Source organism: Marivita sp. S0852 (genome assembly GCF_046591575.1).
GTDB lineage: Bacteria > Pseudomonadota > Alphaproteobacteria > Rhodobacterales > Rhodobacteraceae > Marivita.
Map to the genome: position 1 here is coordinate 1 of NZ_JBIQWA010000023.1, position 13,692 is coordinate 13,692.

12 protein-coding genes and 1 pseudogene are annotated in these 13,692 nt (G+C 57.0%); 10 read left to right on the plus strand and 3 right to left on the minus strand.

Features of this window, described 5'->3' with window-relative positions; genetic code table 11:
• Positions 1 to 441: 441 nt before the first annotated feature.
• The 7 genes from ACG74X_RS20955 to ACG74X_RS20985 all read left to right on the plus strand — a co-directional run bounded on the left by ACG74X_RS20955 (position 442) and on the right by ACG74X_RS20985 (position 6,718).
• Positions 442 to 1,440, plus strand: coding sequence for an alpha/beta fold hydrolase (locus ACG74X_RS20955; RefSeq protein WP_411237271.1), 999 nt, complete (start codon positions 442 to 444; stop codon positions 1,438 to 1,440).
• A 10-nt stretch (positions 1,441 to 1,450) separates the two neighbouring features.
• The gene (locus tag ACG74X_RS20960; RefSeq protein ID WP_411237272.1) at positions 1,451 to 2,416 is read left to right on the plus strand and encodes a ThiF family adenylyltransferase; all 966 of its coding nucleotides are present in this window, start codon (positions 1,451 to 1,453) and stop codon (positions 2,414 to 2,416) included.
• Between the two features lie 25 nt (positions 2,417 to 2,441).
• Complete coding sequence (locus ACG74X_RS20965; protein ID WP_411237273.1) at positions 2,442 to 3,095, plus strand: hypothetical protein; 654 nt, start codon at positions 2,442 to 2,444, stop codon at positions 3,093 to 3,095.
• The gene (gene ectB / locus ACG74X_RS20970) at positions 3,096 to 4,355 is read left to right on the plus strand and encodes a diaminobutyrate--2-oxoglutarate transaminase (RefSeq protein ID WP_411237274.1); all 1,260 of its coding nucleotides are present in this window, start codon (positions 3,096 to 3,098) and stop codon (positions 4,353 to 4,355) included.
• On the plus strand, positions 4,345 to 5,184 hold the full coding sequence (locus tag ACG74X_RS20975) for a hypothetical protein (RefSeq protein WP_411237275.1): 840 nt from the start codon (positions 4,345 to 4,347) through the stop codon (positions 5,182 to 5,184). The genes ectB and ACG74X_RS20975 overlap by 11 nt, the downstream gene beginning before the upstream one ends.
• 213 nt (positions 5,185 to 5,397) lie before the next feature.
• Positions 5,398 to 6,168, plus strand: a complete 771-nt coding sequence (locus tag ACG74X_RS20980) for a YqcI/YcgG family protein (RefSeq protein WP_411237276.1) — start codon at positions 5,398 to 5,400, stop codon at positions 6,166 to 6,168.
• Positions 6,152 to 6,718 (plus strand): cysteine hydrolase family protein, encoded by a 567-nt coding sequence (locus ACG74X_RS20985; RefSeq protein ID WP_411237277.1) that lies wholly within the window; start codon positions 6,152 to 6,154, stop codon positions 6,716 to 6,718. The genes ACG74X_RS20980 and ACG74X_RS20985 overlap by 17 nt, the downstream gene beginning before the upstream one ends.
• Here ACG74X_RS20985 and ACG74X_RS20990 read toward each other — a convergent pair.
• The gene (locus ACG74X_RS20990; RefSeq protein ID WP_411237278.1) at positions 6,715 to 7,656 is read right to left on the minus strand and encodes a LysR family transcriptional regulator; all 942 of its coding nucleotides are present in this window, start codon (positions 7,654 to 7,656) and stop codon (positions 6,715 to 6,717) included. The two genes, ACG74X_RS20985 and ACG74X_RS20990, sit on opposite strands and share 4 nt — an antisense overlap.
• A gap of 296 nt (positions 7,657 to 7,952) precedes the next feature.
• Positions 7,953 to 8,840: a LysR family transcriptional regulator gene (locus tag ACG74X_RS20995; RefSeq protein ID WP_411237279.1), complete on the minus strand. Its 888-nt coding sequence runs from the start codon at positions 8,838 to 8,840 to the stop codon at positions 7,953 to 7,955.
• A gap of 60 nt (positions 8,841 to 8,900) precedes the next feature.
• Here ACG74X_RS20995 and ACG74X_RS21000 point away from each other — a divergent pair, with 60 nt between their 5' ends.
• From ACG74X_RS21000 to ACG74X_RS21010, 3 genes and pseudogenes are all read left to right on the plus strand, one after another.
• Positions 8,901 to 9,920, plus strand: a complete 1,020-nt coding sequence (locus ACG74X_RS21000) for a DMT family transporter (protein WP_411237280.1) — start codon at positions 8,901 to 8,903, stop codon at positions 9,918 to 9,920.
• Positions 9,921 to 10,362: 442 nt separating this feature from the next.
• A protein-coding gene (locus ACG74X_RS21005) for an IS3 family transposase (protein WP_411237281.1) occupies positions 10,363 to 11,570 on the plus strand; the annotation gives its coding sequence in 2 pieces (ribosomal slippage) (positions 10,363 to 10,687 and positions 10,687 to 11,570; 1,209 coding nt in all).
• A 61-nt stretch (positions 11,571 to 11,631) separates the two neighbouring features.
• Positions 11,632 to 12,249: pseudogene (locus ACG74X_RS21010) on the plus strand (ISKra4 family transposase); the annotation flags it as partial.
• A gap of 22 nt (positions 12,250 to 12,271) precedes the next feature.
• Here ACG74X_RS21010 and ACG74X_RS21015 read toward each other — a convergent pair.
• Entirely contained in the window at positions 12,272 to 13,630 is a 1,359-nt protein-coding gene (locus ACG74X_RS21015) for an ISKra4 family transposase (RefSeq protein ID WP_411237282.1), read from the minus strand.
• Between the last annotated feature and the right edge of the window lie 62 nt (positions 13,631 to 13,692).

The following is a 13,692-nucleotide window of genomic DNA, read 5'->3' on the forward strand; positions in this document are numbered from 1 at the left end:
CATGGGAAAGCGACGCCGCATGAGATGGTCACCCAAGGGAGCCCACCGGGTGGCCGTTGTCCGCGCCGCCGTACTCGACGGTCGGCTAACCGGCACCTACCAGAGAGGAGCCGCATAACCCCCAAGTTTTGCCCACTCCCGATGTCACGTGGAAAACGGTGGTGCTTGAACGGGGATCTACGCGGCATGCTCAACCTCAAAAGCCCAAAGTTGGCCGAGGACTGCGATTAATGCAACAGTCCCGCTGGTTATGGCTTCTGACCCGAGAGTATCCGCTCGGTGAACCTGATTTTTCAGAGTTTGAAAACGCCGCCGTGCCTCGGTCATCCGCGGTCGGGTGGATCAAGCTATGCCGTCAATTATACTACTATAAGTAGAACTAATTCGCTTGAATTCGCGACACATGACAGGCTCCACGCATGAGTTGAGGAGGTGAAAGAAATGGACGGCACGGTTTCAACTGGCATAAGTTCACAAAATATTGGTTTCGTTCCTGGCCATTCAATCGACGGCAAAATTGCAATCTTGTCGCATGGAGGACAGAGCAAATCGCCCGCCAGGAAACACCCGATTTTGTTCTTTCATGGCGCGACTGTCCCGACCCAGTTCACATCCGAATACAAGATCGACGGCGTGTCCTGGATGGATTGGAACGCGAAAGAAGGTTGGGCATCCTTCGGCTTTGACCTTCCTGGTTATGGACGGTCCGATGGTTATCGTCCTTCAACCGGCGCGGTAGACCCACGAAAGTATGGCAGCTCTGAAACGTTGATGACCGACATCGACAACTGTGTGAACCATGTTTTGAAGGAATGTGGATGCGACCAGTTGCACGTGGTCGCAATCAGCAGAGGTGCGATCCCGGCTGGATATTATGCCTCCAAATTCCCCGGCAAAATCAGAAGCCTGACCTTTCATGCCCCGATCACTCACAAGAATGGCGTGGACCCGGCCATCATCGAAGAATTGCTGGGGTCTCCGGAGGTTCCGAAAGTTGCAAATTTCGGCCTTTCGGCCATGGACCGCTTTCACCTGCTGGAAAGTGACCGCCCTGACGGAACAACAACGAACCTGGAGCCAAGCTTTATCACCGATTGGCCAAGGAACTACGGCGCGGCTTTGGCCGGTTCATCATCGCCGGAGCTTTCAGCGGAAGACCGCAAGATCGACACGCCGATCGGCTTTGCCGTGGATATTTTTGACGCCTGGCACGGTAAATACTTCGACCCGGCGGCGATAACGATGCCGGTACTCATAGTGCGTGGCGATTGGGATCGTTTCTTAACACCTGCGACCGAAACACAAGAGCTTTTTGAGCGCATCGCGAGCGCCGAAAAATACTATCTGCAAATGCCGAAATCCACGCATTCGATTTTGTTCGAACGCAGCCGATACCGGATGTACCGGGCCGTATCCGACTTCCAAGCAAACTTTGATTGAGGGAAACACAATGTTCAAGAAAGCCAGAAAGATCACGATCAAGGGCGACTACGACGATGAGCTCTACTGGGAGCGCGTAAAGCGCAATGAGGTCTTTCTCGGCCTTGATGCCAACCAAATGCGACTGTCACAAGAGAAGCTTTCGGGTGCCGTCGTTGGCGTCGCCGGGCAAGGTGGTCTTGGTGGGGCTGTGGCGATGCTTTTGGCGCGGCTCGGCGTTCGCCATCTCAAGATCGGCGATCCCGACAGTTTCGAGCTGTCAAATATCAATCGCCAGCTTGGCGCAACGCCGGGCAATGTCGGTCGCAACAAGGCCGTGGTTGTCGGTGAACTGATCAAGGAAACCACACCTGATGTAACCGTCGAAGTCTTTCCGGAAGGCATGCAAAAACACGTCGCCCGCGAATTCGTCGAAGGCTGTGACCTCATCATCGACTGCATCGACTTTTACAACGTCGACGAGCGATACGACCTACACCGTGAGTTTCGGCGAAGCGAGCGCTGCAAGGGGTGTCTGGCGTCCACTGTCGTCGGGTACGGCGCGAACGTTTATCTGTTCACCCGCGATGGTGTGACGCTCGAAGACTTCTACGACATTCCGCCAGACACGGAGCAGACCGAAGAGATTGTTGACAAACTGGTTCGTCTGCAGGCCTCGTTTTTGCCTCGCTTTCCAAGCAAATCAGTACTTTACGACTGGATGCGTCGAACCGGGAATGTCCCAATCCTCGCGGTCTCGCCGCCACTCGGGCAATATCTTCTTGTCGCGCGGGCGGCATTGATGCTCACGGACATGGATGTCGCACCCTATTGCGAGCCGTTACCACCCATGCCGCACTATCTCTGGTATGACGCGTCGACCATGGTCAGCGGAATTTTCGAATTCAACGGCGAATTCGTAAATGAGGGCGAGTTCGAGGATCTCTTTGGTGACAGTCCACCCGAGACCGCAGAACCCGCAATGAAGACCGCCTGAGATAGCAAGAGGAAGGGGGCGGGCCATGTTGCAGACGGTGGAACCACACAGCGATTGCCTGGAGACTAGGCTGTCCAGGGCGCGCGAGGAAGTTGAATGCGCGCGCGCCCTCTGGAGGACGGTTTACAGTGAGGAATTTGGCTGGCTGCCATCGAATGCCGATCCGCTTGCGGACCCGTATCACGCCCGGTCTCTCTACGCCGTCAGCAGGCTCGCCGATGGCACCCCGATCGGCACAATGCGGATCGTGCAACTGGCAGAGCCTGGTTTTTTCATCTCCGACAAGCTGGGGATGGACCCTTTGGTCGGCCACGTGACCAAAGGGTTCGAGGTGCAGCGCCTCATGGTGCTGAAGAACTTTCGGGATCGTCGATTTCCCGGAGCGCCGTTTGGAGTCTATGGCGCCATGGTCAAGACGTGCCTGTGGCACGCGATGGCAACGGCCTCGGATTGGGTTCTTGCGGATTGTCATCGCAACACCGAGATCGGCCCCCTGAAGTCGATGAAGGGCATGGGGTTCCGTGAAACTGGCCAAACCTACGTCGACGAAAAGAACGGGGAGGAGTGCGTCGTTTTGATTATCCGGACCAAGGATTGGATTGCGGGCACCATGAACAACCCCGGCCGCTTCAACCAATACCTGCTCGCCCCCGACGTCAACCTGACCATGGAGGTCTGAATGAACATCGCGATCTTTAATGCGCACGAATCCGACGTACGGCGATACGGTCGCACCTTTCCGGTGCTTCTTGACAGCGCTGCGGGCCCACGGGTCTTTGACGTCACCGGACGCGGATATCTGGACTTTATCCTTGGCTCTGGCGCGCTGAACTATGGCCATAACCATCCCGCCATTAAGTCGGCTCTCCAGGAATACCTCGCCCGAGACTCGATACTTCTATCTCTCGATATGTACACCGAGGCAAAGGCGCGCTTTATCAGTGAGATGGTCACAGGGATCCTGGGACCGCGCTCATTCGACTACAAGATTCAGTTCCCGGGACCTACGGGCACCAATGCGAACGAGGCGGCGATGGCCCTGGTGCGTAAGGTCACCGGGCGTCCGACGATTTTCGCCTTCTCGAATTCGTTCCACGGCATGTCGCTGGGATCGCTGTGTGTGTCGGGTTCGGAATCGACCCGGGATCTTGGTGGCATCGCCAAGCATGATGTTGTCCGACTGCCCTATGACGGCTTCATCTCACCGGACTTTCCATCACAGGACTATCTTGAGTGCATCGTAACCAAGCCTGGCGCAGGTGTGGACCTACCGGCGGCGATCATCCTTGAGACGATCCAGGCGGAAGGTGGTCTGAACACGGCATCGGTAAGCTTCCTTCGGTCTGTGGAACGTATCTGCCGCGAGAACGGAATTCTGCTTATCGTCGATGACATCCAAGCCGGAAGCGGACGGACGGGCTCATTCTTTTCCTTCGAGGAGGCCGGGATCACACCAGACATTGTGACGTTGTCGAAGTCTCTGAGCGGTCTGGGCATCCCTCTTTCCGTGGTGCTTATCCGCCCCGAATTCGACATATGGAAACCCGGTGAACACAGCGGCACCTTCCGCGGCAATAACATGGCCTTCGTCACCGGAGCCGCCGCGTTGTCGCTTTGGCGCGATGATGGTTTTCTAGATCAGGTTTCGTGGCTGACCCTCGAGATGGACACCCGCCTTGATCAGCTTTGCAAGGCGTTCCCCGATCACATCACGAGTCGGAAAGGACGCGGTCTTATGTGCGGTGTCGAGGTGGCGCCAAGCATCAACGCCCGGGATGTTATCGCCAGCGCCTTTGCACGAGGTCTTATCCTGGAAAGTTCGGGCCCCGACAGGCAAGTCTTGAAGGTTTTTGCCCCACTCACGATCGAAAAGGAGGCGCTTGATGACGCCTTCGGAATTCTCACCGAGTCATTTGAGGAGGTCATCCATGAAGGATAATGTAAAGGAGCGCCACGTAGAGGTACCCGAGTTTCGAATAATCAAGAGGGATGGTCTGATCCTGACCTCGGACATTCTGGAGCTGATATTCGGCCAAGCCACAGCCTTGCACATTCGCGGAGCTGCGACGCGCGAGACATGCGACGCGATCGTGCGCAATTTCGAGGCCAGCGAAGGGATTCTGGAGCGTCGGGACGGCGTGCCGGGTCGTTTTATCGGCTCGTCGCATTACAAGAAGACTGCGGATGCCTATTTTGCGGAATCCGAGGTCAACCGCCCTCACATCAACGCCCTTCTTGGCGACGTTGTGGACCCGATGCGCGCAATCTTCAATCTTCTGGATTGCAAACTCCGGGACAGGGGCGGGACCCTTCGGCTTGCTAAAGGCAAGAAAGGACGCGCCAACTTCTGCCGCGCCCTGTGCTGGACAGGTCAGGGTAAGTACGCGCTGGAACCGCACGACGATGCCGCGCAGGTTATGTATGCGGGCGAAGGCTTTGAGTTTGTTGACGCAGTGCGCCGCGCCGTCGTCGCAATCAACTTTTATCCAAGCATGCCAGATCAGGGTGGCGACCTGAGGATATGGAACTATCGGCCGACCCATGAGGAGAAGGTCGCGGCCGGCTTGGAAAAAACAGGATACCCTTACGGCTCCGATCTCATCGAAGGCAAGGATTATTGGGACCTGGGCGTGCGCGAGGGCGACCTGGTGTTGATCGACGGCGGCTATGTCCATGGCGTGACCCGCCAGAGCGACACCGGCAAAAGGCTTTTGCTGCATGCGTTCTGCGGCCTCGTGGGCGCCCAAGACGCCGTGTGGTGGACATGAGCATTCCTCAAAAAGCCAAGCCTGAACTTCAACGGTCAATGCCGGGCAATCCGTTCGTCATCCTCGTTCTTCAACTCTCGGCCTTGTCCCCTTCAGCGCGATGACACAGGCGCTGCGCGCCAAGCCAATGCACGTCTTGCCTGTCGACACTCCATCAGGAGAAGCACAATGACTCTGATATCCCAATCTGAATTTGCCGGCCCCCAATCCAAGGTGGATGACGTATGGAAAATCCAGGCCTTTCACGACATTCGTGACCGTCTGGACCCGCCATCCAACTTCCCATGCCTGTTTTCACAGACGGCATTCCGAAGGTCGAACCTGCTGTTCTCTTTCGTACACGATCTGTCTGAAAACAGCATGCAGCAAAGCGCCAGGGAACTGAAAGACTACATCGACAGATGCGAGGGATGGGATGGCACCTTATCATCCGCCGAGCCATTGCTGGTCATCTTTAACCCGAACAACGTTCGGGCGGACGATTGCAACACCTACAACGCCATTGGCTGGAATGTGCTGCAAAGGTGGCACGCGCTTGATCCGTCCCCATGGCCCAGCGAGGTATCCCAGGAACCGAGCAACGCATTCTGGACAATGTGTTTCGCGGGCACACAGATCTTCGTCAACATGAGCCATCCTGCGCACATCGTGCGCAAAAGCCGGAATCTCGGCGGTGCTTTGATCTTCGTCGTCAATCCGCGCGAACGGTTTGATATCGTTGCAGGCGATAACGTGACCGACCGACAGGTCAGGCGGCGCATTCGCGACAGGATCCTTGACTACGACGGGCAAGGCCACTCCCCCGATTTGGGAAGCTACCAAGCCGGTGAACTGGAATGGCCGCAATATGGGCTGAACGAAACAAACGAACCGCGCAGCGACACGTGTCTTTTCCAGATGCGAACAAAAGTATCCCCTGAATGTATGAATTGCGGCTCATGCGACAATTGTCGTCGAGAGTACGAAAATGAAACAAATTTCTGACAAGACGGTTCTCATACCCATTGATCTTCAAGTCGGGTTTGATGATCCGGATCAGCCTAATCGTTGGAACGTGGAATTTGACGAAAACTGTGCACGTCTCATCGGCTCCTGGAGAGAATCCGGAAGACCAATTGTCCATGTAAAACACGATTCAGAAGAGCTGGGTTCCCCTTTGCGGCCAGATCGGCCCGGTAACGCCTACCGCGCGGGTCTAGGGCCGATAAACGATGAAATTGCACTTGGAAAAAGAGTGAATTCCGCCTTTATCGGGACGGACCTGTTGGACATTCTGGCCGACATCGGCGCTGAAGAATTGGTTGTTTTCGGGTTGACAACCGATATGTGTGTGTCGACGACAGCGCGTATGTCCTCCAATCTCGGATTTCAAACGACCATCGTCTCCGATGCGTGTGATTGTTTCGATCTTCCGGGTTCAGTGGGCGTGATCTCTGCGCGGCGCAGCCATGAGATACACATCGCTACGCTGGCTTACGAATTCTGCGACGTCGTCACGACATATGAACTGATCGCGCGGCTGGGAAACGATTAGGAACCGGACCCTGGGCAGCATGAGGACCGCTTAGGAGTGGGCGAAGAATTCAGGCGAATTGGCCGCGTGGTCTTTGGCGCTGGTTCTACCTGCCCAATGTCGCGCCGGATGGTCGCGACGAGTTTGTCTCGGAACAAAGATGCCTTGTCGCATCGCTCAAGCAACGCAATTCGCAGACTTGGGAGCATCGGTAAGCCGTCACTTTCACCCAGAATGACGGCATCATCCGGAACCAGGCTGCGCTCGACCGAAGTGATCGATCCGAGTGATGCGACATTGCTCCGGATCGCTGTGATGCTGTTGCTGGAGAATACAGTCCGCCACGGGCAGTCGATCGCATCAAGAGCCGCTTCCATGGCATCGCGCACGTGACATCCGCGCGGAAAGCCCGAAAGCGGCAACGGATCGGTTCCCCGCTTCCAATCTCGTCCGGCGATCCACACCAGAGTCTCGAACCGGAGCGTGGTTCCTATGTCGATCCCCGGATCTGTCGCCACAACACATATATCCAATTTGCCGTGTTCCCATTGCGCAATGAGATCACGACTGTTGCCACAGGTAATCGACACACAGGCTTTGGGGTGGCTGATTTGAAACTCCGCAAGAACGTCAGCCAAGAGAATACTGGCATAATCATCCGGTGCACCCAACCGAACCTCTTGGGTCGGCACTTGTTGCTGCATGCACAGATGTGCGCGATCGCTGAGCTCTACGATAACCTGCGCATATTTGAGCAGAGTTTCTCCCTGCCGGGTCAATACAACGGCGTTCTTTTGCCTGTGGAACAGCTTGTGGTTTGTTGCATTTTCGAGCTTCTTGATTTGCTGACTGATTGCCGGTTGCGTTCTGAGAAGTTTCTTTGCGGTTTCTGAGAAACTGCCTGTTTCTGATAACATAACGAAGGTTCGAAGCGTTGGCGTATCCAAGTTGTTTAACAAAACTAAACCTCCAATAAATGACGGATCGGACTCGTTATCATACCACGATACCTGGCTTGTGTAACCTCTAGTTGAAATTCACCCGAACAAGCAGGAGGAATTCGGCCTAGGCCATCCTTTCTTAAATGCCGAAAGCTGCCGATCTGAGAATTGGCGATGCATTCGGTTAGGACCCGGACCCAATACTCCTGCTGCCCTGATCCTCCCCTCTCAAGCATCGCAAGCGATGCGTTGCCGGTCAGCGGCTGAACAGAAAATCTGTCAAACCAGCGGCGCAGGCCGAATGGGTCCTGACCCTAAGGACCGCCGGACAATGCCACTTTCACGCTGTTTTCCAGAGCGCGGACGGCTGCTTCGGCGTCGGATCGAACGACGAGGCGGACGGTGTAATCCGGCAAAGCTGGAAGCACATCGGCATCGATTGCCTCCAAGCCGGACCCCAACATGCTTTCGGGCAATGGCGCGACGGCGAAGTCCGCCGCAAGAGCCGCGACTTGGCCAGCAGAATGTTCGCTGGTCATCGCAACCCGGTAAGCACACCCAGCTGCGTTGCAAGCATCGATCGCGGCTTGTCGCCACGCGCATGTCTCATGTGCCAACGCCAATGGAACGGGCACCTGATAGGCCGCCGACCCGGACGCGGCTCCGATCCACACCAGTCGTTCGTGGTGGACGGTGGTTCCTAGAGGCCGGGGGTCATTATTGGCGAGCGTGACAAGCCCAACATCCAGTTTCTCGCTGTTGAACGCCGCCATGATGTCGCTGCTAGGGCCCAAAACCACGCTGACTTCAATCGCAGGATAGGTCCGCGCGAATGTCTTGAGGATCGCTGGCAACCAGCGCGTTCCGTAATCGTCCGGCGCCCCAAAGCGCACTTGGCCGGCTGTTTGACGTGTTCCAAACCGTGCTGCGATCTCACCGTTCAACGAGAGCATCCGCCTAGCATAGCTCAGCAATGCCGTTCCATCCTCATTCAGATGCACTCGTCGACCCCGCCTTTCGAACAGCGGCCGCCCGATCTGCCTTTCGAGTTTTGCGATCCGACCACTTATTGCCGCCGGAGAGCGATGCACAACCGCTCCGGCGGATCGGAATGATCCGGTCTCACAGACTGTCACGAAGGTGCGGAGCGCGTCCGCATCCAGTGCCTGGGCACTGTTGTATCGTGAAACTTCGGCATTCATGCTGTTCAGTTTTAACGATCAGCCTGAACAAAGCAACGTGTTTTGCCGCTCAGCCGAAACATGGCACTCTCAGGTATGACCGATGGTACGCCGACCGAACCGAAACCCGTGGCAGACATGGCACTGACATCCGACCAAGTGCGGCCCGAAAGCTACGGAACGGCTTTTGCTTTGATGGCATTTGGCATGCTGACCATCCCGTTCATGGACGTTGTTGCCAAAGTGCTGGCGATGAATGGGATGCCAGGCACACAAGTCGCGTTCGCGCGGTTCATCGGCCAAGGGCTTTTTACGCTTGCGCTCCTGCCGTTCGCCATCCTTTTCCTGCCCGGTGTTTTCCCTCAAAGCGCCTCTGCCACACGGCAACCGATGGGCGCGCTCATTCTCGCCGACCTGCGTGCGGCGTTGACGCTGGCCAATCTGGCACGCGGTGTCGCCCTTGCGGGGGCAACGGCGTGCTTCTTTACTGGCCTTGCCACGTTACCGCTGCCTGCGTCCGCTGCGATCCTGTTTTTGGCGCCGCTGATCCTAACGCTGCTCGGAGGCGTCTTTCTGAAAGAACGCCTGACCTTTCGCCGGGTCGCTCTTTGCGTCGCGGGTTTTCCATGCGTTCTTTTGATCGTTCGTCCGGGATTTGACGGGCTTGGCTACGATGCGCTTTATCCTTTGGCTGCCGCATTCCTGTTCGCAGTCTACTTTTTGCTAACACGCGTGGCATCAGGTCAGGGCTCACCGCTGTCGATGCATGTCATTGCGGCCGTCTCCGGAACAGTCGTTCTTGCGCTTTGGCTCTATGGCGGTGACCCGGGATCGGCCGGTGCTCATGTCGTGTGGCCAACGGACCCGTCCGCGTGGGTCGCGCTTGCGTCACTTGGCATCATTTCAACAGTCTCGCACATGGCAATCATCATTGCATTCGCACGCGCGCCCGCATCCGTGCTCGCCCCGCTCAACTATCTTGAAATCGTCTCGGCGACCGCACTCAGCTTCGTGGTATTCGGGACATTTCCCGATCAATGGACTGTTATCGGTGCGATGCTGATCATGGCGATCGGATACATCGCAACGCGACCTGAGTGAAAATGGCGTTGCACTGAACGACTACTGGCTGGCGCCGGTAGGATCGGCGATGTGCTTAGCGGGTAAGGAAGTAAAAAGTCCTGCTTAATAGCCACGTTGGGGTTCAAAAACACCCGCAATAACGCGGCTTATGATATGCACAACGAGGCCAAGGTGGCCACGGCCTTTCTTTTTGCGTTGATTTCTGGTCTTCAATTCAGCTGGACAGTTCCAATGAGTGACATAAGCGCCTACGGAGATTGGCTACTTAAGGATTGATGCACTGCGCGACCCCACAATCCGGTCATCGCGCGAATGTCAGGTTTTGGAAATTCACGCTTTCAGACTGCTGAGGGAGTGGGCAAAACTTGGTGGCTTACGTGGTAGGGTGAACTGGCCCCCATTTCGACCGGACACCTCGGCCTGAGCCAGGAGGCTAAAGGATAGCCTTAAGCACATGCTTATGTCTGAGATTGAAATCATTATCGATGGTGGTCGCCGTCGGCGCTGGTCTGCGGCGGAGAAGCTGCGGATCGTGGAAGACACCTTGTATGACTGCGAGAGCATTTCCGCCGTTGCGCGGCGCAATGGCGTGGCGCCCAATCTGCTGTATCGTTGGCGCAAACTGATGCTCGAAGGGGGCAGTATCGCCGTGACGGGAGACGACAGTGTGACCAGCAACAAGACGGTGCGGGAGATGGAAGCGCGCATCCGTGAACTCGAACGCCAGCTCGGGCGCAAGACGCTTGAAGTGGAGATCCTGAAGGAAGCGCTGGACAAGAGCCGGTCAAAAAAACCGACCTTGCTTGCGCAGTCGCAGAAACGGGAAGATTTGCCATGAAAGCCGTCACCGACACCCTGGGCGTGTCCCGCTCCAACCTGCATGACCGGCTGAACGGGAGCGCGGAGCCGCGTCGGAGCTATCACAAGGCTCAGGACGCGGCGGTGCTGCCGCGCATCGAGCGGCTGGTGGCGACGCGCCCGACCTACGGCTATCGCCGGATCACCGCTGTTCTGAACCGGGAGCTGCGTGCGGCAGGTTTACCGGCTGTTAACCACAAGCGCGTCTATCGCATCATGAAGACCAACAACCTGCTGCTGGAACGCTCCGGGTTCGACCGCCCTGAACGTACCCATGACGGCAAGGTGGTGATGATGCGCTCAAACCTGCGCTGGTGCAGCGATGGGCTGGAGTTCACCTGCGGGAATGGCGATGTCATCCGGGCGGCTTTCCTGATCGACGCCCATGACCGCGAGATTATCGCCTGGCGGGCCGTGGCCAATGCCGGGATCAGCGGTTCAGATGTGCGCGACATGCTGCTGGACGCTGTCGAGAAACGGTTTGGCACTCACTGTTCCCCGGAGGCAATCGAGGTTCTGTCTGACAACGGCAGCGCCTACACCGCCAAGGAAACCCGCATCTTCGCCCGCCAGCTCGGACTGAAACCCTGCTTCACGCCCGTTGCCAGCCCGCAATCGAATGGCATGTCAGAAGCCTTCGTGAAAACGCTCAAGCGCGACTACGTCCGCGTCAAACCGCTGCCAGATGCCGGAACCGTCATGGCATTGATAGGAAGCTGGATCGAGGACTATAACGAGAACCACCCACACAGCGGCCTGAAATGGCGCTCGCCACGCGAGTTCATCAAGGCCAAAACTGAATCCGCTTAGGTGTCCGGTGAAACGGGGGCTGAATCATAGGGTAAGGTTTCGGAACAATGCTGGATCCACCATGGAAGTAAGCATTTTTGTCGAGACGACGTTTGACGATGGAGAAACCAAGAGGCGCAATATCGGTCGACTTCGCCGTGCGCCAGACGAGCTTAGTTTCGAGAATTTGGGCCTTCTCCTCGACGAAGCAAAGACCTTGTTGAGGCGCTTGCAGGAAGCGATTGTGCAAGATCAGGTCGGTGAAGCAATTGAGGCTCGCCGGAAATGCGATGGCTGTGCCAAACAACGCGCGATCCATGATGATCGAGGCCGTATTCTCGACACTCTTTTCGGGCGAATTCGGGTGAAGTGGCCAAGGCTTCGACGCTGCTTGTGCCAACCGGCTGGGATCGCGAAATATGGACCGCAATCACCTCTTGCCGGGCTGTTCTCTGACCGTGCGACTCCCCAACTTCGGCGACTGCAGGCTGAATTGGGGGTCAGGCACTCGTTTCGGGAAGCCGCTCGATTGATCGAAATGTTCCTGCCCTGTTCGGTTCAGTCGAACACGACCGTTCGAAATCGCTTGGGTCGCGTCGCCGACGAGCTTGGCCACGACGACGCAAGCGAAGGAGACGCGGATACAATCGCGCCGCGCTCACCACTGACCGTTTTCTTGGATGGTGCGCACATACGATGTGGGAGTGGGCAAAACTTGGGGGTTATGCGGCTCCTCTCTGGTAGGTGCCGGTTAGCCGACCGTCGAGTACGGCGGCGCGGACAACGGCCACCCGGTGGGCTCCCTTGGGTGACCATCTCATGCGGCGTCGCTTTCCCATGCGGGTGTTGCCGATGTCGTCCACGCAGCCCTCAGCCCGGGACGAAGAAATCGGAAGACCCGTGCGATACCGCCGACCATAGTCGATCAGGCTGTCCATTTTGTTCGCAAGGTAGGAATAGAGGTCTCGGCACCGGGCTTGCACGCGTCGGGCTGCTTCAGTCGCCATGCGGTCATCTGTAACGAGCCGCGCGCAATCGACTGTCAACCATTGCAGACTGGTCGTCGCCGTAAGAACTTTTCCATGCCAAAGGTACCATCGCAGCGTTTCGGCCGGACGTTTGAACAGTGCTGGACTGCCGGAGAAACTCCTGCTCTGCAGCAGGCCCTTTACGGCATTCTCGACGTGCTGAATACGCATCGAGATATGCCACCAGTCGAGGATGTGGCGGACCTTTCCACCGACGGCATTGCGGACGAGGTTTGGCAGGGCTGGTTCCCCGTCCGAAATTACCGTGACGGATTGTTCGGGATCCCAACCGAGAGCCCTCAAGTCCTGGCGAAGCTGGCTGCCAGGTGACAGAACCGCCTGTTGCACCAAGCCGAAGCGACGACACCTATCGTGGCTTTCGATCTTGCCGACCACAACATCGAGGTGTCGCTTCTGGTATTCCGGCCTGCATCGGATATGCGCACCGTCCAAGAAAACCGTAAGCGCAGGCGCCTCTTCGGCGGCTGAAGGAACCAGCGGTTCAGTCTGCTCGCTGTCGCAGATCTCTCGGGCAACTTTACCCAGTCGATTGCGCACCGATGTGTTCACCTGCTTTGCGCAAGGCAGGAAGGTTTCCAGGATACGCGCCGCTTCCCGGAAGGAATGACGCGCCCCAAGTTCGGCTTGAAGGCGTCGCAGTTCCGGGGTCGATCGATCCGGAAAAAAGTGAGCGAGAGGCGAAAGCGGTCCGCCCAAGACAACATCGGATTTTGCATTGCAGGCGCAACGGCGAATGCGCGGCGCTTTGACCTCCAACCTGCCGAAAAGCGTGTCGAGGACCCGCGACCGATAATCATGTATAGCCCGGACCCCGTTGCAATCTGGACAGATCCTGCTGGCTTCGGAAATTTCCTCGATCTGGTCGCGCAGGATCGCGTTCTGCAATTGCCCCAGGATCGTCTTCGCATCTTCGAGCAACAACCCAAGCCCCTCAGGCTGCGTGCGCCGAAACGGGCGGGATAGACGGCCGAGACAATGCCTCTTTGTGGTTCCATTCTCGAAGGTTGTCTCGACAATAATCCGCACGTCCATGGTACTTCCCCTCTCAACGAACCACCAACATACACAGACACCCCCAAGTTTTGCCCACTCCC